This window comes from Phaeobacter piscinae, assembly GCF_002407245.1.
Lineage (GTDB): Bacteria > Pseudomonadota > Alphaproteobacteria > Rhodobacterales > Rhodobacteraceae > Phaeobacter > Phaeobacter piscinae.
In genome coordinates this window covers 642,320-661,762 of the sequence record NZ_CP010681.1, presented here as the reverse complement: position 1 = coordinate 661,762, position 19,443 = coordinate 642,320, and the positions used below count along the sequence as shown (strand labels likewise).

At 59.8% G+C, this 19,443-nt stretch carries 19 protein-coding genes and 1 tRNA gene; 12 read left to right on the top strand and 8 right to left on the bottom strand.

Annotated elements, in window-relative coordinates:
• Positions 1–23: 23 nt before the first annotated feature.
• Positions 24–743: a helix-turn-helix transcriptional regulator gene (locus phaeop14_RS03005; RefSeq protein ID WP_096788714.1), complete on the top strand. Its 720-nt coding sequence runs from the start codon at positions 24–26 to the stop codon at positions 741–743.
• Positions 744–1,452: 709 nt separating this feature from the next.
• Here phaeop14_RS03005 and phaeop14_RS02995 read toward each other — a convergent pair.
• Both phaeop14_RS02995 and phaeop14_RS02990 read right to left on the bottom strand, forming a co-directional pair.
• Positions 1,453–1,539, bottom strand: a tRNA-Leu gene (locus tag phaeop14_RS02995).
• 156 nt (positions 1,540–1,695) lie between these two features.
• On the bottom strand, positions 1,696–3,369 hold the full coding sequence (locus phaeop14_RS02990) for a peptidoglycan-binding domain-containing protein (protein ID WP_096788713.1): 1,674 nt from the start codon (positions 3,367–3,369) through the stop codon (positions 1,696–1,698).
• A gap of 123 nt (positions 3,370–3,492) precedes the next feature.
• Here phaeop14_RS02990 and lipB point away from each other — a divergent pair, with 123 nt between their 5' ends.
• The gene (gene lipB, locus phaeop14_RS02985) at positions 3,493–4,164 is read left to right on the top strand and encodes a lipoyl(octanoyl) transferase LipB (RefSeq protein WP_040172237.1); all 672 of its coding nucleotides are present in this window, start codon (positions 3,493–3,495) and stop codon (positions 4,162–4,164) included.
• Positions 4,165–4,196: 32 nt separating this feature from the next.
• Here lipB and phaeop14_RS19840 read toward each other — a convergent pair whose 3' ends face one another.
• Both phaeop14_RS19840 and phaeop14_RS02975 read right to left on the bottom strand, forming a co-directional pair.
• Positions 4,197–5,393, bottom strand: a complete 1,197-nt coding sequence (locus phaeop14_RS19840) for an alpha/beta fold hydrolase (RefSeq protein ID WP_242407069.1) — start codon at positions 5,391–5,393, stop codon at positions 4,197–4,199.
• A 1,141-nt stretch (positions 5,394–6,534) separates the two neighbouring features.
• Complete coding sequence (locus phaeop14_RS02975) at positions 6,535–6,960, bottom strand: HIT family protein (protein WP_040181579.1); 426 nt, start codon at positions 6,958–6,960, stop codon at positions 6,535–6,537.
• A 327-nt stretch (positions 6,961–7,287) separates the two neighbouring features.
• Here phaeop14_RS02975 and ctaD point away from each other — a divergent pair, with 327 nt between their 5' ends.
• The 3 genes from ctaD (at position 7,288) to phaeop14_RS02960 (ending at position 10,602) form a co-directional block, all read left to right on the top strand.
• On the top strand, positions 7,288–8,961 hold the full coding sequence (ctaD, locus tag phaeop14_RS02970; protein ID WP_014873767.1) for a cytochrome c oxidase subunit I: 1,674 nt from the start codon (positions 7,288–7,290) through the stop codon (positions 8,959–8,961).
• A gap of 144 nt (positions 8,962–9,105) precedes the next feature.
• Positions 9,106–9,591: a DUF2244 domain-containing protein gene (locus phaeop14_RS02965; RefSeq protein WP_096788711.1), complete on the top strand. Its 486-nt coding sequence runs from the start codon at positions 9,106–9,108 to the stop codon at positions 9,589–9,591.
• Positions 9,592–9,816: 225 nt separating this feature from the next.
• Positions 9,817–10,602, top strand: coding sequence for a prephenate dehydrogenase (locus phaeop14_RS02960; protein ID WP_096788710.1), 786 nt, complete (start codon positions 9,817–9,819; stop codon positions 10,600–10,602).
• 33 nt (positions 10,603–10,635) lie between these two features.
• Here phaeop14_RS02960 and phaeop14_RS02955 read toward each other — a convergent pair whose 3' ends face one another.
• Positions 10,636–11,109: a GatB/YqeY domain-containing protein gene (locus tag phaeop14_RS02955; RefSeq protein WP_040172223.1), complete on the bottom strand. Its 474-nt coding sequence runs from the start codon at positions 11,107–11,109 to the stop codon at positions 10,636–10,638.
• 241 nt (positions 11,110–11,350) lie between these two features.
• On the opposite strand from phaeop14_RS02955, the gene carA reads away from it, so the two are divergent.
• Together carA and phaeop14_RS02945 are read left to right on the top strand one after the other, a co-directional pair.
• Positions 11,351–12,514 carry a glutamine-hydrolyzing carbamoyl-phosphate synthase small subunit gene (gene carA / locus phaeop14_RS02950; protein ID WP_040172220.1) on the top strand — a complete coding sequence of 388 codons (1,164 nt, stop codon included), beginning with the start codon at positions 11,351–11,353 and terminating at the stop codon, positions 12,512–12,514.
• 137 nt (positions 12,515–12,651) lie between these two features.
• A complete protein-coding gene (locus phaeop14_RS02945; protein ID WP_244905801.1) occupies positions 12,652–14,592 on the top strand; it encodes a glycosyltransferase in 1,941 nt (646 codons plus the stop codon).
• Between the two features lie 19 nt (positions 14,593–14,611).
• Here the strand turns inward: phaeop14_RS02945 and phaeop14_RS02940 are convergent, their stop codons facing one another.
• The gene (locus tag phaeop14_RS02940) at positions 14,612–15,265 is read right to left on the bottom strand and encodes a GntR family transcriptional regulator (RefSeq protein ID WP_040172217.1); all 654 of its coding nucleotides are present in this window, start codon (positions 15,263–15,265) and stop codon (positions 14,612–14,614) included.
• 190 nt (positions 15,266–15,455) lie between these two features.
• Between phaeop14_RS02940 and phaeop14_RS02935 the strand changes: the two genes are divergently transcribed.
• From phaeop14_RS02935 to phaeop14_RS02920, 5 genes are all read left to right on the top strand, one after another.
• Positions 15,456–16,097 (top strand): pyrimidine 5'-nucleotidase, encoded by a 642-nt coding sequence (locus phaeop14_RS02935; RefSeq protein ID WP_096788709.1) that lies wholly within the window; start codon positions 15,456–15,458, stop codon positions 16,095–16,097.
• Between the two features lie 178 nt (positions 16,098–16,275).
• Positions 16,276–16,530: a hypothetical protein gene (locus tag phaeop14_RS02930; RefSeq protein ID WP_096788708.1), complete on the top strand. Its 255-nt coding sequence runs from the start codon at positions 16,276–16,278 to the stop codon at positions 16,528–16,530.
• Positions 16,531–16,635: 105 nt separating this feature from the next.
• A complete protein-coding gene (locus phaeop14_RS02925; protein WP_096788707.1) occupies positions 16,636–17,832 on the top strand; it encodes a UbiH/UbiF family hydroxylase in 1,197 nt (398 codons plus the stop codon).
• Position 17,833: 1 nt separating this feature from the next.
• Positions 17,834–18,040, top strand: coding sequence for a M50 family metallopeptidase (locus tag phaeop14_RS19960; RefSeq protein WP_275541819.1), 207 nt, complete (start codon positions 17,834–17,836; stop codon positions 18,038–18,040).
• Entirely contained in the window at positions 18,037–18,525 is a 489-nt protein-coding gene (locus phaeop14_RS02920) for a M50 family metallopeptidase (protein WP_275541818.1), read from the top strand. Before phaeop14_RS19960 ends, phaeop14_RS02920 begins: the two co-directional genes overlap by 4 nt.
• A 1-nt stretch (position 18,526) precedes the next feature.
• On the opposite strand, the gene phaeop14_RS02915 is transcribed toward phaeop14_RS02920, so the two are convergent.
• Together phaeop14_RS02915 and phaeop14_RS02910 are read right to left on the bottom strand one after the other, a co-directional pair.
• A complete protein-coding gene (locus phaeop14_RS02915) occupies positions 18,527–18,985 on the bottom strand; it encodes an Lrp/AsnC family transcriptional regulator (RefSeq protein WP_040181596.1) in 459 nt (152 codons plus the stop codon).
• Positions 18,982–19,437 carry an Lrp/AsnC family transcriptional regulator gene (locus tag phaeop14_RS02910; protein WP_040172201.1) on the bottom strand — a complete coding sequence of 152 codons (456 nt, stop codon included), beginning with the start codon at positions 19,435–19,437 and terminating at the stop codon, positions 18,982–18,984. The genes phaeop14_RS02915 and phaeop14_RS02910 overlap by 4 nt, the downstream gene beginning before the upstream one ends.
• Between the last annotated feature and the right edge of the window lie 6 nt (positions 19,438–19,443).

The window sequence follows — 19,443 nt, the reverse complement described above, 5'->3', positions numbered from 1 at the left end:
ACCAATTGTGGTAGGGTCGCAGTATGAGATTTCGACTCAGACATGATGCCATCGTCCGCACCCTTCGACGCAACGGCGCTACAACCGTTGACGAACTTGCTGATGAAGTGGGAGCGTCACGCCGCACGGTGTTACGCGACATCAGCGTTCTGCGCGATGAAGGTTATGTCATTCAGTCCGATGTTGGGCGCGGCGGTGGCTTGAGGCTTGATCCGCAATCCATGCAAACCACCGCTCGACTTTCCGTTCCTGAAGTCTTTGCGCTCCTGATAAGCGTTTCCGCAATGCGTGCAGCAGGCAATTTGCCGTTCTCTGACTTAGCCGATGTCGGCCTCGCCAAAATCGAAAAGGCACTGCCATCTGACAAGGTCAGAGATCTGCGCGCTTTTTTGGACTGCCTCCACATTGGTCAGCTGTCGCCGCTGCAGGATGTCTCGGACATTGGCAAAATGGATCCTGATCTCTTGGCAGCCTTCGAAACCGGGTTCCTTCAGCGACAGTCCCTGCGCTTCCACTATAGCGACGCGAAGGGCCGCAAGACCTTACGCGAGGTAGAGCCGCAGGCCATGCTCATCCTTCAGCCACTATGGTATCTGGTGGCTTGGGATCCGATGCGTGAGGATTTTCGGCACTTTCGCATGGACCGGATCAGCCATCCGGTTGCTGTAGAAGGCACGACTTTCCGTCGCCGCCGCGTACCATTTGAAGATGACATCTGCCCATTCAACGAGCTCACCCGCTGAGGATCTTCGAAACGGCTATCAGTACCAGCAGCGACATCGGTGTTTCTGATCGAGTGCCGTGCAGATGGCGAAGAACGGTTCTGTATTGACGAGCGCTGACGCTGCTTGCCAATAGCTATCAGGAGCCTCTGCCTCCCACGTTCGACAGAACGCTTCAAACTTTCGGTTCAGATTGCAATGGGTACTCCTCACCCCCCCCTCAAACCTTGGGCCACCCAAATCTTATTGAGGTGCTCGTCTTATTGAGGTGCTCGCACTGCGCAAACCGATCTTAAGGCCAGCCTGCACTCACTGATGAACTGAAGGCTGCTAAACATACTCGTCGGCTTGAGGAGCCGATGCCGCACCTAGAAGCGAACCGCACGGCGCAAATCGCTAAAGCCGAGCGCACAAACACCTGCCCTAGTGTCAGCCTGGCCGCCAGCTTGTCATAGTACAAAATTTCAGGTTCAGTACGAGCGGCCCAGTCTTTGGCCTCTTGCTTTGGCGGCCATACCTTTGACTTTCGGACACCATTGCGGGCAACCTCGGTCCGATATTCCGATTGCAGCTTACGAGTAGACCCCGTGCATAACGCGCCGTGCGGAAGATAGGCGTAAACGACTACACATTCCAGAACCTTACGGGCAGTCACGCAGTCCTTTGAAACCCGCAACTAACTTGTTTTGTAGGAATAATTATTCAAACGCGTTCGATCCGGCTTGAATGTTGGTGCGGTCGAGAAGACTCGAACTTCCACGGGTGTTACCCCACAGCGACCTCAACGCTGCGCGTCTACCAATTCCGCCACGACCGCACTGTCTTGACTTGGTGTAGCGGCGTATAGACGAGCATGGCGCAGTTGTGAAGATGCAAAATGATCATTTTGCAGGGTTTTCTATTGCCTCCAAAATGTAACGGGGGCGAATGTGTATCCCGCCCCCGACACGCGCGGTCCTAGCGCTAAAAAAACTCAGTCAGTTGAGAAGCTTGGCAGGGCAGCGGCGGCGCTGGAGGCCGGAACCGGCTGCGCCAGCCCACCGGTCAGCCCGGCTGACGCTGCCTTGATCAGCGCCAGACGTTCCGGCTGACCTGGAGCGAAAACAGGGTCGACCCCCGCCTCCAGGGCTGCAATGGCTGTCTGGTACCAGCCCTGTGCCTGTTCCGGTGATTTTGCCACACCGAAGCCCTGAGCCAGATGGTGACCGACCAACTCAGCGTAGGGACGTTGCCCGACACCCACCATGATCAAGGCCGCGCCGAGCGCCACCTCCATGTTGTCCCGGCGATACCCGGAGAATAGGCAGATACCCGCTGTATTGGAGAGCTGTTCGATCGACATATTCGACTGCAAGACGAATTTCTGCAGATCGGAGACCAGCGCGTCGCTGCCTGTGCTCCCCAGCTTGGCCAGATAGGGCTGCACCACCGGACCAAAGGCGTCGCATTGACTGTCGACTTGCGCCTGGCTCAAATCCTGCACCTTGGCAACGAGCGCTTCGCCGGAGTTGATCGCGTAAGAGCGTGTCAGGCAGAACTGCTCACCCAGCGCCAATTCGGGATCGCGCAGATTGGACACGGTCATGTAGCCGCCGTTGGAGCTGGTGAGCAGGCTGACTTTGCTGCAATGGCTGGTCAGCGAGGCCGTATTGGCCGCTGGTGCCGGTTGCTGGAACAGCTGAAGTGCCGCGAGACCACCACCGGCAGGAGCAGGAGCAGGAGCCACGGCTTGCGGTGCGGAGGCGAGCACCGTGCCGCCCACGCCACCACCTGGTGCAGGCGCAGGTGCTGGTGCAGGCGTCGGCGCCGCTGCTTGGACAGTGCCGGACCCTGGTTCATCACTCATCCGGCACACGCCCTGATGACAGGAGAAATTCGCGGTGGTGACCCCGCGCGCCATGAAGTCATTGCGCTGATACCCCTGCGGGGTTGAGGCGAACACCATGACAGAACAATGCGACGCCCCGCACCAGAAGGAACTGCCAGACACCGAAGTGTCGATCATATAGTCGTTCTTGCCGTCCCCATTCAGATCTGCCAACTGCATAAATCCGGATCGCTGCAGCAATTGCTCGGCGCTGGGATCAGCGCTGGCAGCGATTTCATCCACCGCCTCGCTAACCTCGAAGGGCAACCCCCCATAGCTGCCATAGCCGCCAGCGTTGGCACTGCGAGTGCCGGTGGCCTCATCTCGCCAGATGCGCAGAAGACCGCGCACACCATTCGGCCCCTGCATGGCCTTGATTACCTGCGGACCACCGATTTGCGCCCGACTGTAAGACGACACCAGAAAATCGCGTTCATACTGGGTCAACTGGCCCGTCGCAGGGAATCCCATATGTCCCTGATATTGGGCCACAGCGGCGCGGGATTTCCGCCCCATCACACCGTCAGGAGAGCCCGCCGGGAAGCCGAAATAATTGAGTGCAGTCTGCGTTTCACGGTTCTGCGCGCGCGCGGGCGAATAGGTGCGCTTACGTGTAACAGGTTGTTTGCGCGCTCGGTTTTTATGGGCCTCATTGACAATGACGCCACCAATGATGCTGCCGACCAGCGCCGCACCAAGATTATCCGCGACTGCGGGTGCTGCCCCTGAGGTTGCCAGAACTGATGCGACTAATGTGGTTTTAACTGATTTTGAGAACATATTACGCGCCCCCCTATTGATGAAAACATGCAATCAAGGTAGCGCACCACCCGCAGCGCAGGCCAGAAAATTCGGCGCACAGCCCTATACTGGTTACCAAAGTCGTAACAAAGGACACCTTCGATGGTTGAATGGATCACCACCTCAGGTCTGACCGGCTATGACGAAGCCGTCACCTTTATGGAAGACCGCGCCGCCGGGATCGCCGCTGGAACTCAGGAGGAATGCATCTGGCTGGTCGAGCACCCTCCGCTTTACACTGCAGGCACCTCAGCTCAGCCCGAAGATCTGACAGACCCTGATCGCTTTCCTGTCTATCCGAGCAAGCGCGGCGGGCAATATACCTATCACGGGCCGGGGCAGCGCGTGGTCTATGTCATGCTGGATGTCGCCAAGCGTGGCCGGGATGTGCGGTGCTTCGTGCGCCAGCTGGAACGCTGGGTGATCCTGGCGCTTGATCGCTTCAATGTGACCGGTCATATCCGCGATGGTCGGGTTGGTGTCTGGGTTGAACGTGATGACAAGCCGCTGCGGCCTAATGGTGAGAAGACCGAGGACAAAATCGCTGCTATCGGCATCCGCCTGCGCAAATGGGTCAGCTTCCACGGCATCTCGATCAACGTCGAACCGGATCTCAGCCATTTTGACGGTATTGTGCCCTGTGGCATCACAGAGTTTGGCGTTACCAGCCTGGTGGATCTGGGCCTGCCAGTGACCATGACCGACGTCGATGTTGCGCTGAAACAATGTTTCGATGTGGCATTCGCGACCACTGATACCTGCTCCAAGAGCTAAAGCAGCTTTCTGGGCCGCCAAGCTTTGAACACTCATAAGGTGATGCGCTGACGCAGCTCCTCGATCGCTGCAAATACCAGCTCAGGCTGTGTATAGAGAAGCATGGTCCCTGCCCGTTTGCAGACTCGAATCTGCAAGTCTTTGCTGCCGGGACCCAACGCTGCCTGCAATCGTCCCGCAGGAGTTACCGTATCCTCACCACCATGCAGATAGATGGTCGGCGCCGCCTTGGTACAGTGACGGGTGTCGCGTGGGCGCGCCACCAACCGCAGATCGGTCTCATATCCGCCGCGACCATGTTGCATCATCATCCTGTGGCTCTGCTCCAACACAGCGCTCAGCCGTGGGTCCGCCAGCAATCTCCGGTCAGCACTATCTTTTGCAATCTGCCGTGAAACCAGAACCTGGGATCCTTTTTGGCGTACCGACCGGGACCAGCTGCGCACGACCAGCGGCAGAACGGCACTGGCATGAACCGCACTCAGCGCCATGGCACGCTGATGTCCACGCAACGCGCCCGCCTGCCCCATACTCGGCAGGGGCAGCGTCGCGCCCACCCCAACAACTCCGCCCAGACGATCCCGCAGGCGGCGCCCCGCGGCGGCCGCAAACATGCACCCACTGCGATGTCCCAGAAGGATTGGCCGCTCCAGCCCCTCAGTATCAATCAATGCTTCTAGCTGCGTTACGAATAGATCGACAGGATCAGCCTGCCACGGCAATCGATCAGAGGCCCCATATCCGCAGCGCAATGGCGCAAGGACCCGTAAACCGCGTGCACGCAGCTCCGGTTGCAGTCGTTGCAACCCCGCGATACCGTCAAATATCCCGTGAACAAACACCACTGCCTGTCCACGGGCTGCACCAAAACACAGATAATGCGAGCTCAGTCCACAAGACAGGGAGAGGCGTTTCTGCGGCGGTGAAACACTGGCCGCCGCAATTTCATAGTCTTCTACTGTCTGAGAGATCAGATAAGCCAGAAATCGTAACATGTCCGGGCAATTCGGAGCGGCCGTTTTGGTCAGCATACCTGCCAGAACAGCCAACTCAGGACTACGCTGCCCACCCGTTCCGGTCCGCAGGTCAACCCAATCGTCACCGGTCAACAGGCGCCGCAACAGCAACATGTCTTCTCGACTGAAACCAAAGCGCTCTGCCACCAAAGTCGCAGCCGGTTCGGACCAGGCGGATTGCACCTGCTCCACCAAATATGCAGGAGCGGCCACATCATCCGCCTCAACAGGTCGAGAAGGCAGGTCCGCCGCCCCCGCTCCCATCCGACCAGAAACTGCAAAGCCCTCGCTCGCCTCAGCTACCGCTGTTCGTCCACTAAGGGATTGACACATCAGCAACTGCCCCCCCGTCGCCCGCACAAATACAAGTGAGGGGCGGCGCGCGCTGACTTCAAATAGGTCCTGCCACTTACGCAGGTCAACATCCGCGATTTGCAATTTCTGTGAAATCAGCGGATCGGTCACACGACCACTTTTGGGCCACCGCCCACCAGAAGCCAGAACTTCGGATTCGCATGACACCAGAGTCCAGTTGCGACCATTGCAAGGCAATACGGTCTGCAGCTCAGGCCAAAATCCATGATTCTGCGCCGCAGCAAGTCGACTTCTGAGATAAATCGCCCTATCGAAATGACGCCCAATCAGCATCGGGCCTGAGGCCCCCCCCTCTGAAGAGGGAACCGAGCAGAGATGAATATCGCTTTCGGATGTTGCCGGGCCGCTCCAAATCCCCGTGGCAGCATTAAACCTGCTGGCCTGGCCAGCGCCAGGAACTGCCCGGGCCGCCAATTCTGAAACACCATCATAGCTTGCCCGGTTCAATCGGTCACGCCAAGCCTCAGCATTGGCCGCGCCCAGAACCGAGGCGTACACTGCGGCCGCCACCGTTTCGTCTGACAGGCCGTTTGAAGCGCCACTACCCTCTGCCGTCCTACCCACGGCCCCTCCTCAGCAACATACACAGGCAAAAACGCCCGTCACTTTGCAATCCCGCGGCAATCAAATGCACGCGGTGCGAGCCCAATCAGCCCTTACACTTACGAGGGCAGTCACCCTGCCCAGGTTCTGTCTATTTTCTCCATCGGCCTGATACTCCGACAGTGACGAGAATGGTCACGCCGCATTATTGAACGCCACCGACTTCAGGCCGCACCAGTTATGCGCCGCGCCACTCCCCTGACGCGGCCAACCCAAGTTTTTTCAAGGACTGCGTGAAAATTTCGGCGACCCTAGGATAAACGGGTCACACATATCAATCCTTTTTTCGCCTCAGGGTAGAATAAGTCACCCAAGACAGACGCAGGTCGCGCAATAACACCCACAGTCGCAAGACCGCCCGCAATCGCCTTTTCCCTTAGATAGATGCCAACGCAGCCCGCATTTTCTCGGCATGGGCTGAGAGGACGCCCGGTTCAGCCATCTGCCCCGGCGGGCGCAGAGCGTCGCCACTTCGGCGCGGAAGGATGTGAAAATGGAGATGGAAAACCTCCTGTCCGCCTTCAGCCTCATTGAACTGCTGTACCGTGACCCCTTGCGCATCGAACGCGCGCATCGCGACGTGGCTCATCTTCTGCGCCGTGGCCATCACGGCGGCCAGCTGCTCAGCCGAGGCATCCAGAAGATTGCGGCACGGCGTCTTGGGGATGACCAGCATATGACCGTCAGATCGCGGCATGATATCCATGAAGACGAAGGTCGCCTCATCCTCATACACTTTGTAGGAGGGAAGCTCTCCGCGCAGAATTTTCGCGAAGATATTGTTTGGATCGTATTGCGCCACTATCTGCACTCCGTGAGGTCGTCGGACAGACTTTCGCGCCACCGGCGATCGGGGTCAAGCATGCCACGGCATCTTGATTGACAAAACAGTATCGCTTTGCGGTATTGGCGATGAATGCCGCGGGCGCCAAAACGAAGTCCCGCCCTCGACCGTGACACCCGCCGGGAGTCCGCGCAGCCCAAAACGGGACTGCCCGCGACAATTATTCTTGATCCATATCAAACTCCGCCATTGAAGGCCTGTTGCGGGCGAACTAAAACGCAAGATGAGTCTAGGCCCACCTATACGGTTTTTTGGGCCTATCGTTATGCAACAGGAGGCACCTTAATGGCAGATGCAGCCATTCATGGTCACGGCCACGAAGACGAGCGCGGTTTCTTTACCCGCTGGTTCATGAGCACGAACCATAAGGATATCGGCATTCTCTACCTGATCGTTTCGGCGATCGTTGGTTTCATCTCCGTCGCGTTCACCGTTTACATGCGGCTTGAACTGATGGATCCCGGCGTTCAGTACATGTGCCTTGAAGGCGCACGTCTTTTTGCAGATGCGTCTGCGGAATGTACCCCCAACGGGCACCTCTGGAACGTTCTGATCACTGGCCACGGCATCCTGATGATGTTCTTCGTGGTTATTCCTGCCCTGTTCGGCGGGTTCGGCAACTACTTCATGCCGCTGCAGATCGGCGCGCCGGACATGGCGTTCCCGCGGATGAACAACCTGTCGTTCTGGATGTATGTCGCAGGCACCTCGCTGGCGGTTGCGTCGGTTCTGGCACCCGGCGGCAATGATCAGGCTGGTTCCGGTGTTGGCTGGGTGCTCTACCCGCCGCTGTCCACCAACGAAGGCGGCTTCTCCATGGACCTGGCGATCTTCGCCGTTCACGTCTCTGGTGCGTCTTCGATTCTGGGTGCGATCAACATGATCACCACCTTCTTGAACATGCGCGCGCCGGGCATGACCCTGTTCAAGGTGCCGCTGTTCAGCTGGTCGATCTTCGTCACCTCCTGGCTGATCCTCTTGTCCCTGCCGGTTCTGGCGGGCGCGATCACCATGCTGCTGATGGACCGCAACTTCGGCTTCACCTTCTTTGATCCTGCCGGCGGCGGCGACCCGATCCTGTATCAGCACATCCTGTGGTTCTTTGGCCACCCGGAAGTGTACATCGTGATCCTGCCGGGCTTTGGCATCATCTCTCACGTGATCGCGACCTTCGCGCGCAAGCCTGTCTTTGGCTACCTGCCGATGGTCTGGGCGATCATTGCGATTGGTGTTCTGGGCTTCGTCGTATGGGCACACCACATGTACACCGTTGGCATGTCGCTGAACCAACAGGCCTACTTCATGCTGGCCACAATGGTCATCGCGGTTCCCACGGGCGTGAAGGTGTTCTCCTGGATCGCCACCATGTGGGGCGGCTCCATTGAATTCAAAGCACCGATGATGTTTGCCTTCGGCTTCCTGTTCCTGTTCACCGTTGGTGGTGTAACCGGTGTGGTTCTGTCGCAGGCCTCTGTGGACCGTGCGTATCACGACACCTACTATGTGGTTGCACACTTCCACTACGTGATGAGCTTGGGCGCAGTGTTCGCGATCTTCTCCGGCATCTATTTCTACTTCGGCAAGATGACCGGCCGCCAGTACAACGAGCTGGGCGCCCAGATCCACTTCTGGATGTTCTTCATCGGTGCGAACCTGACCTTCTTCCCGCAGCACTTCCTGGGCCGTCAGGGCATGCCGCGCCGCTACATCGACTATCCGGAAGGGTTCGCCTACTGGAACAAGATCTCGTCCTATGGCGCGTTCCTCTCCTTTGCCTCCTTCCTGCTGTTCTTCGGTGTTGTGATCTACTCGCTGCTGCGTGGCGCTCGTATCACCCAGAACAACTACTGGAACGAATATGCCGACACGCTGGAGTGGACCCTGCCCTCTCCACCGCCGGAGCACACCTTCGAAATCCTGCCCAAGCAGGAAGACTGGGATCGCTCCCATTCGCACTAAGGTGCAGATGAGTTGAAACACAGACAGGCCCCGAAGCACCCGCTTCGGGGCCTTCTTCTTTGTATCAGCACGCCTTGGCACATCTGTGAATTTGTCTGCCGCCAGAGTGCTGGACAGCCCTCACCGAGACGCTAAATTCACGCCATGCCCTACCAATGGATCACCACCCGGACCGACAGTTATCAGGAGCTGCATCTTTGGCCGCATCAATCGCTGCCACCGGAGGGGTATGTGCGTTTTCTCGGCGTACTCGCCGCGCTGATCACCATTCCAATGATCCCGCTTTTGGGCAGCGCTGCACTCTGGGGGGTACTGCCCTTTGTGACGGCCACGCTCTTTGCCGTCAAATGGGCGCTGGACCGCAGCCGCCGCGACCGCCACGTGCTGGAGGTGCTGACGCTGGACCCCAGCGAAGCGCATCTGGAGCGCATAAATCCAACAGGCGCGCGCCAGAATTGGAGTTGCAATCGTTATTGGACAGAGGTCGAGCTGCACACCGATGATGGCCCGGTGCCCAACTATGTCACCCTGCGCGGCAGCGGGCGCGAGGTCGAGATTGGTGCCTTCCTGTCAGAGGATGAGCGCAAGGCGCTCTATGACGAACTACAGACCGCCTTTCGCAAGCCATGACGCCCCCCTTGACGTACTGCCCTTTGACATAGACGCCCAGCCCGGCTATGGCTGCCTTATGACCAATGCGAGCCTGATCTTTTCGACCGTCTATTATCCGCTGTTTCCATAACGGCGGACGCATTCTCATTTCTTTGATGTTTACCCCGCCGCGATCCGGCGGTCTGAGACATCATCTCCCATCCTTTCCATCGGCATCGCGGCACAGACCGGAGCCCGATTTCGATGCCCCAACCTCCTCTATTCTCCCGTGTTGGCCTCATTGGCTTTGGCGCATTTGGGCAGTTAATCGCCCGTCAGCTGTCACCCCTGGTGCCAATCTGCGTCTATGATCCGGTACAGACCGATGAGAGGCCACGCCACCCATCTCTCCGGTTTGGCTCACTTGCGGAAACCGCCGCCCGCCCCCTGGTGATCCTGGCCGTACCTGTCAGCGCGATGGAGCCGCTGTGTCACGCGCTCGCGCCGCTGGTTCGGCCCGGCACATGGGTGCTGGATGTCGGATCAGTGAAAATGGCGCCGGCCGATGTGATGCAACGGATCTTGCCGCCAGAGGTCAATCTGCTTGGCACCCATCCACTCTTTGGTCCCGAAAGCACCCGGCAGGGACTCGCGGGTCAGAAAATCGCCCTTTGCCCCCTGCGCGGCGGTCGCCCATTACGCTTGGCAGCAATGTTGCGGCATATCTTTCGGCTTGAGGTGATCTGGACCACACCCGAAGCGCATGACCGTGAATTGGCGACGGTACAGGGGCTCACCCATCTGATCGCTCAGGCCCTCAATCAGGTCGCGCCGGAGACACTTCGGATGACCACCACCAGTTTCGAGCTGATGCAGCAGGCCAGCCGCATGGTGACCGGGGATGCCCCCGGCGTGCTGGAGGCGATCCTGCGCGACAATCCGTTTGCAGCAGACATACAGGACAGCTTCCTGAAGCAAGCCGCCGATCTGTGCCGAAACCCCGTTATGCCGCGCACACAAAAAAGCCCGCCAAACGCGGCGGGCTTCTGATCTCTGCAACGTTATCCGCCCGTCAGAGGCAGGTCAGCAATCGCCCCCTTGGCACAGCTGATCCTTGACCAGCGGGCCAACCTTGCCGAAATCCATCTGGCCGGTGTATTTGCCCTTCAGCGCGCCCATCACCTTACCCATATCCCGGATCGACTGGGCGCCAGTATCGGCAACGGCGGTCTTTACCGCTTCGGCGACTTCTTCGTCGCTCAGCTGCTTGGGCAGGAATTCTTCGATGATGGCAATCTCACCTAGCTCGCGCTCTGCCAGATCCAGCCGCCCACCCTCTTCATAGGCGCGCGCACTCTCCTTGCGCTGCTTGGTCATCTTACCAAGAATGGCGAGGATTTCAGCATCACCGATCCCCCCCGCTTCGCCATCCACCCGCTCGGCAATTTCGCGGTCCTTGATCGCGGCATTGATCAGACGCAGGGTTGCCAGTCGGGCTGCTGCGCGGTCCTTCATGGCCTGTTTCAGGGCCATATTGACCCGAGTTCGCGTATCCATTTATCTGTCCATTCCCACGGAGTCGGAAACCGGATCTTTACCTAAAGTGGTAGGGCAATTCAAGTTGCGGCCCTTCGAATGACGTTGGGGCACTCCCCAGCGGCCATCAAAGGCCTTAGCCAAGCAAGAAGACCAGCTGTACAGGGTCAGAACACGGCCGTAACACGCCTAGGCAGGCTTGACGCCTTGCGGCCCTCCCCTTAAAAGCCCATGAATTTTGCCCAGATTGGAGAGTCGCGCCATGGCCGATACCGTCACGCCCAAACCCACAGCATGTTTGGCGCTCGCAGATGGCACCATCTTTTACGGAAACGGCTTCGGAGCATATGGCGAAACAGTTGCAGAACTGTGCTTCAACACCGCCATGACCGGCTATCAGGAAATCATGACCGACCCCTCCTATGCGGGGCAGATCGTGACCTTCACCTTCCCCCATATCGGCAACACCGGCGTCACCCCGGAAGATGACGAAACCGCCGACCCGGTCGCCGCGGGCATGGTTGTGAAATGGGATCCGACCCTGGCCTCCAACTGGCGCGCCACCGAAGAGCTGAAGGACTGGCTGACCCGGACCAATCGCATTGCCATCGGCGGCGTTGATACCCGTCGTCTGACCCGTGCAATCCGCCAGCTCGGCGCGCCGCATGTGGCGCTGGCCCATGATCCTGACGGCAACTTCGACATCGAAGCCCTGGTCGCCAAGGCCCGCGAATGGTCCGGTCTGGAAGGTCTGGATCTGGCCAAGGACGTAACCTGCACCCAAAGCTACCGTTGGGACGAGATGCGGTGGGCCTGGCCTGAGGGCTACACCCGGCAGGAAGATCCCAAGCACAAAGTCGTCGCCATAGACTATGGCGCGAAACGCAACATTCTGCGGTGCCTCGCGTCTGCGGGCTGCGACGTCACCGTGCTGCCTGCCTCCGCCACCGCTGAAGACGTGCTGGCGCATAGCCCTGATGGCGTCTTCCTGTCCAACGGTCCGGGCGATCCAGCCGCCACCGGCGAATATGCCGTGCCAATGATCAAGGAAATCCTCGACACAACCGATCTGCCGATGTTCGGGATCTGCCTCGGCCATCAGATGCTGGCGCTGGCGCTCGGCGGTAAGACCGTTAAAATGAACCACGGCCACCACGGAGCCAACCACCCGGTGAAAGAGAACGCCACCGGCAAAGTCGAAATCACCTCGATGAACCATGGCTTCGCCGTAGATGGTCAGAGCCTGCCCGACGGCGTTGAGGAGACCCATGTCTCATTGTTTGACGGGTCCAACTGCGGCATTCGCATCTCGGATCGTCCGGTCTACTCCGTCCAGCATCACCCGGAGGCCAGCCCCGGCCCGCAAGACAGCTTCTATCTGTTTGAGCGTTTCGCCGAGGCAATGGCAGCGCGTAAATCCGCGTAAATCGGCACGGCTTTAGATAAGCCTGCGCAAAAAGCACCGATCCATGGCGAGCTTTTGCCATGGATAACAGGGATTTGGGCAATCGCCCTGCCAAGAAATCCCTTGTTCGAATCCATAACCGCATAAACTGTATGGTTATGGCTGAACACAACCTAAGACTGATTGAAGCTGCGCGACCCCTGATCCGGCGAGAACGCCAGACGTCGTTTGAGCGGCGTCTCGTTGAACATCACGCCGTCAGCAAGGACCACCTGATGCGGGCGCTGGTTCTGCGCCAGCATCAGCGTGTTCCGATTGATCACATCCTTGTATCGGAAGGATGGGCCAGTCGGGAGCAGGTTCTGGATGCGCTGTCGTCCGAGCATGGAATGCAACGGGTTGATCTGGGTGGTCACCGCCCCCAGGCGCGTCTGCTCGCGCGCAAACCCGCCCGGTTCTGGCTGCGTCGCTGTGCGCTGCCATATATGCAACTGGGGCAGACACTTGTGGTGGCGATTGCGCATCCGGCCGGTCTGGCTGAGCTACAGCGCGATCTTGCGGGTAGTTTTGGCGATATCCGACCCGTCATCGCCAGCGAGGCCCAGATCACCGAATTGCTGAGCGCTCATTTTCGCGACGATCTCGCCCGCGATGCCAGCGCCTGCGTGCCGCTGGCCTACAGCTGCCGCACCCTTGGCCAGCCGAACTGGCTCGGTCTGCCGCTCATCATCGGACTGGCGGCCCTCGCGCTTGTCACCATCATTCCGCGGGCGATTTTCACCCTGCTCTGCGGCCTAGCTCTTGGGACGCTACTGCTGTTTGTGCTGCTGAAATGCGCTGGTTTTCTGTCCCACCTTCAGGATCGACGCAGGCAGCGCCTGCATCAAAGGACCCGATCACAGCCCAAAACACCGCTCCTCTCCGTTCAGGCACTGGGGAGGGCGACGACGCAGCGACGCCTGCCGCGGATCTCCGTTCTGGTGCCCCTCTACAAGGAGGCGGAGATTGGTCGCGCCTTATTGCGACGCCTGTGTAAACTCACCTATCCGCGAAGTTTGCTGGAGATTCTGCTGGTACTGGAAGAGGATGACGAGGTTACACGCAATGCCATCCGCTGCGCCGATCTGCCGGATTGGTTCCGGGTGATCGAGGTACCCGCCCACGGCGGTCTCACCACCAAACCGCGGGCCATGAACTACGCCTTGAACTATTGCCGGGGTGAGATTATCGGCGTTTGGGACGCCGAGGATGCACCAGACCCTGACCAATTGGAGCAGGTTGCGCACGCCTTTGCACAAGGCGACAATGATCTGGCCTGCCTGCAGGGCGCGCTAGATTACTACAACCCCGGTCAGAACTGGATATCGCGCTGCTTCACGCTTGAATACGCCAGCTGGTTCCGCATCGTACTGCCGGGCATCGCGCGCCTCGGTCTGGTAGTGCCCTTGGGCGGCACCACACTTTTCATTCGCCGCGACATACTTGAGCAACTGGGCGGTTGGGACGCCCATAACGTGACCGAGGATGCTGATCTTGGCGTCCGACTCTGCCGTCTTGGCTATCGCACGGAGATGCTCCCCACCACCACCTATGAGGAGGCAAACTGCCGCCCCTGGCCATGGGTCAAGCAACGATCACGCTGGCTGAAGGGCTTCATGGTCACCTATCTGGTCCATATGCGCCGCCCCGCTGTCCTGGCGCGGCAACTGGGCTGGCGGCAATTTCTTGGCTTGCAGGCCTTCTTCCTCGGCACGGTCGGTCAGTTCCTGCTGGCCCCCTGCCTCTGGACCTTCTGGCTGATCACCCTGGGATTCGACCATCCCAGCACGCCACTGCTGCCTGCCGGGGCGCCCTACCTCGCTGCTGCCGTATTGGTGTTCTTTGAATTGCTGGGCATCACGATCGGGATCACCGCCGCCTTCGCCAGCGGACGGCGCTGGCTGGCGCTTTGGGCGCCCAGCATGATCCTGTATTTCCCGATGGGTGTGATCGCCGTTTACAAGGCGCTTTATGAGCTGATCTTCAAACCGTTTTTCTGGGATAAGACCGCGCATGGGCAGTCACGGAAATCCCGCAAAACACCGCTCCCCCGAACATAGAGTGAGGGCAGCGTGCACCCTACCCCTTGCTGCGATCGCCAGCGTCCTGTTTCAACCGTGTCATGAAGGCCACCGAAATATGATCCTTCAGCGCCCGGCCAGCAGCCTCTTCGTCGCGCCGCTCAATGGCGTTCACAATGCTCTTATGCTCCGCCTGCGCGATCCGGCCCCGCCCCTCCGCAGCGAGTGATGTGGTTGCCATCAGCGCCATGGTGCGATGCACGAGGTTCAGCTGCTGCACCAGATACCGATTGTGGGAGGCCAGATGGATCTGCTCATGAAAGCGACGGTTCGCCTTGGCCAGCTCCGTCGGATTGTCGACAAAGGCATCATCCGAGGCGACCATCTCCTGCAGCACCCGGATCTCTTCTTCGGTGGCATGCCGCGCCGCAAGGCTGGCGGCCAGCCCTTCCAGCTCACGCCGCACCACATAAAGTTCCGCCATCTGGTTATGGTCCAGCGAGGCAACAATCAGCGACCGCCCGTCACGTTCCAGCAGCGACTGCGTCTCCAATCGCTGCAAGGCCTCGCGGATCGGGGTGCGTGACACACCAAACCTGTCCGCAAGGTCGCTTTCGACCAGACGGTCACCGGGGCGATAGACCCCGACATCAATGGCTTCAAGGATCAGCGCATAAGCGTCGGTCTGGCTGGTACTGCGAGGAAGGCTCATGTCGATCCTTGGATTGTTGCTCCCCGATGTCTACAGGCCTCGCCGCCGTGCAATCAACCCCGCCCCGGCCAAGCGGTTAAGATCGCGCGGTGTATTCCGGTCAAGGATCGCGTTTCAGCCACATCTTTTCCATCGACTATTCCATCGGCGATGCTTGCAATCGCATAGGCCGCGGCCTAGGTCCCCCGCCATGGTATCGCAATCTTTCTCTCACGTCCGCCACTGGGTGTTCGACCTCGACAACACCCTCTATCATCCATCTGCCCGGCTGTTTGACCAGATTGAGGTCAAGATGACGGATTATGTCATGACTGCCCTTGGCGTTGACCAGCAAATAGCCAACAAGCTGCGCGACGACTATTGGCGCGAGCATGGCACCACCCTTGCGGGGTTGATGGCACATCATGATCTGGATCCAGATCCGTTCCTGCTGGAGGTCCACGATATCAATTTCGATCAGCTGGAGCCGGACGCTCTGCTGGCTGAGCGGATCAAGACCCTGCCCGGCAAACGGATCATCTATACCAATGGCACCGCGCCCTATGCCGAGCAGGTGCTGGCCGCGCGAGGGCTTGAGGGCTGTTTTGACGAAATCTACGGCGTTGAACACGCCAACTATCGTCCCAAGCCGGAGCGCCAGGCTTTTGACATCATCTTTGCCAAGGCCGGCATCGACACAGCAAAGGCCGCGATGTTTGAGGACGATCCGCGCAACCTGCAGGCCCCGCATGATCTGGGCATGCGGACCGTCCATGTCGCGCCCGAGGCAACACCCGGCGTGCATATCGACCATCATACTGATGACCTGACCGGGTTTCTCGGCCTGCTCTGAGCACCGGTGCCACCACACGCAGCCCCGGCTGCGCATCCTGTCGCACCCCTGTGGCGCGCCGCCGCACCGCTCTTTTGCCGGGGCTGATAAGGTATATATGGCTGGCATCTTTGATGCGCGTCCGTGGCGTCCCGCTGCCACGGTCCGCGCGGATTGCTCAGACTGAGGATGCCGCCCAATGAACGACATGACTTTTGACCGCGCCCAGCAGCAAACGGCCCCAACGGTGTCCGCCCCCGCTGCTCCATCCCCTGTGACGCACTCTGACAGCCGCGATCAGGCCAATGCGACAAAGGCCCTGCTGGCCATTCTGCTCTATGTGCTGCTCTGGGGGCTGGCCGTCGCCATCTGGGGCCTGCCGGCGCTGTTCCTGCCTGCGGTCGCCAAAACAGCGATCATGTTCGTGATCCTGGTAAGCATCACTCGCGGCTAGATCTGCGCAGACGCAGTCGACGGCGTCGCCAAAAAGGACAGTATGTCGCTTGTCATTCCGATCATCACCGGCCTATCTCAGAAGCAGAGACGAAAGGCAGGTTCCATGGCTGACAGTTGCGACATTCTGATTTCCGGTGGCGGTATCGCTGGGCTGACCGCTGCGGCGACACTGGGGGCTGCCGGGTTCAAGGTGATCTGCGTCGACCCGACGCCGCCCGTGACGCTGCGCGACGATGCCGGGGCCGATCTGCGCACCACCGCGATCCTGCAACCAGCCAAGGCACTGCTGCAAGAGGCGGGGATCTGGACACGGCTCGACAGCCACGCCGCCCCGCTGGAGATTATGCGGATCATTGATGCAGGCGGTGCTGAGCCCGTGGCCCGCGTCACCAAGGATTTCAAATCTGCCGACATCTCTGATCAACCGTTTGGCTGGAACCTGCCCAACTGGCTCCTGCGCCGCGAACTTCTGGCGCGTCTTGATGACCTCGATACCGTGGATTTCCGCCCCGGTCTTGGCACCAGTAACCTGTTCACGCGCACAAACGCCGCACAGATCACCCTGAGTGACGGCAGTTGCGTCACCGCCCGCCTGGTGCTGGCCTGTGATGGGCGCGACAGCCCGATGCGACGCGCGGCCGGGATTCCCGTACGAACAACCCGTTACGGGCAGAAAGCGCTGGCGTTTGCCGTTACACACGCGCAGCCACATCAGAACGTCTCGACCGAAATCCACCGCTCCGGCGGGCCGTTCACACTGGTGCCGCTGCCGGATCACAACGGCCAGCCCTCGTCCGCCATTGTCTGGATGGAACGCGGCCCACGGGCGCAGGCGCTGCAGCGCATGGATGTGGACGCTTTCGAGGCTGAAATGAACCGGCGCAGCTGCGGCGTCCTGGGACAGCTGCGGCTTGCCTCCCGCCGCAGCATCTGGCCCATCATCAGCCAATCAGCCGCCCGCATGAATGGCGAACGCCTGGCCCTGATGGCAGAAGCCGCCCATGTGGTGCCGCCCATCGGGGCGCAGGGTCTGAACATGTCGCTGGGCGATCTGCGCGTGCTGCTGGATTTGGCGCAGGCCCGTCCCGAAGGGCTGGGTGATGCTGCCATGCTCGACAGCTACCACAAGGCCCGCCACAGCGATATTCTGATGCGGGTGAAGGGGATCGACCTGTTGAACCGGACCTCCATGCTGACCCCGCGTCCGCTGCGTGATCTGCGCGCCTTTGGGCTCAATGCGCTCTACTCCATGGCACCGGTGCGCAAAACGCTCATGCAGATGGGGCTGGGTGTCAAATAGGATGCAGGTTCTTCGGCGTGTGATCACAGGACATTGGCAGCTGATGTGCCTATCGCTGGTGATCGTGCTGCTCTGGTCCACGCCAGCTGTGCTGCCACTGCGTATCCTGACCGTCTTCCTGCATGAAACATCTCATGCCATTGTCACCCTTGCCACCGGCGGTGAGGTTCTCAATCTCACCATGACCCCTATGAGGGCGGCAGCGTGACCGCGCGGGGTGGCAACCGCTTTCTGATGCTGTCAGCCGGGTATACCGGTTCGCTGCTCATTGGGGCTGCGTTGTTTGTCATCGCCCTGCGCACCGATTGGGATCGGAGAATCCTCGCCCTGTTTGGGGCACTCACGCTGCTTATTGCGGCCATCTATATCCGTGATCTCTTCGCGCTGGTCTTCACCCTGACGACAGGCGTGTTGATGTTGGCCACCGCGCGCTATCTCAGCCTTGCCGTCAATGACCTGGTCCTGCGGGTTATCGGCATCAGCAGCATGATCTATGCGCCGCTTGATGCCTGGGACGATACAATCGCGCGCTCTTACCTGCGCTCCGACGCCCGTATGATGGCGGAGGAAATTGGCGGGACGACCGTCATTTGGGGTGGTCTCTGGCTGGTGATCAGCCTCGCAGTGATCGGCCTGACGCTTCGATACGGGCTTGGTCGATCCAGCAATATCTCCCTGCCCCGCAGCCTCTAGGCTAGCCCAGCGGACCGGGCCTGCGTTCCTCGCTCAGCAGGACGTTTGCATCGACGCTGCCCACGCCGGGCAGGGTCATCACCCGCCGCCGCAGCACCCGCTCAAAATCGGCAATATCGCGGGCAGTGACCCGCAGGCGGTAATCATACATGCCCAGAATATGCTCCACCGTCTGCACCTCGGGAATGGCGGACACCGCGCGTTCGAAATCTTCCAGCGACACGCGCCCCTTGGTGGCCAGCTTGATGCCCAGAAAAACCGTCACACCAAACCCCAGCTTGCCTGCATCCAGTTCCAGTTTGCGCCCGGTGATGATGCCGGCCTCCTGCAAACGGCGAATGCGCCGCCACGTGGCTGGCTGGCTGAGCCCCAGCTCGCGCCCCAAAGCCCCCGCAGACTGCGTCGCATCCTGCCCAAGCGCGCGCAACAGCGCGTGATCAATCTCATCCAGCGCCATCATATCGGCAGCGCCTCGTCCGATTTGATCCGCGCCACATGCATCAGTGCCTCGATATCGGTGATATGCGGCAGGGTCAGGATCGCGGCGCGGTAAATCTGCTGGTAATGCGGCATGTCCCGCGCAATCACCGAAAGCCGCACATCCACCTGCCCCAAAAAGGTCTGGATCTCCAGCACCTCAGGAATCTCGCGTGCGGCGGGGATAAACTCGTCAAAGGCCCGTGAATTGGTCTTGTCCAGCGTGATCCGCAGGGAGACTTCGACCTCATAGCCCAAGGCACGCCAGTCAATCACTGCACGCTGCCCCAGCAGGATCCCATTCTCGCGCAGCTTCTCCAGCCGCCGGGACAGCCGCGACGCCGTAAGGCCGAGGCGGTCCCCCAAATCGGGCAGCGATTGTTCCGGGTCCGCCTGCAGGTGGCGAAGTATGCGTCGGTCGAGGTCATCAAGCATGAATCT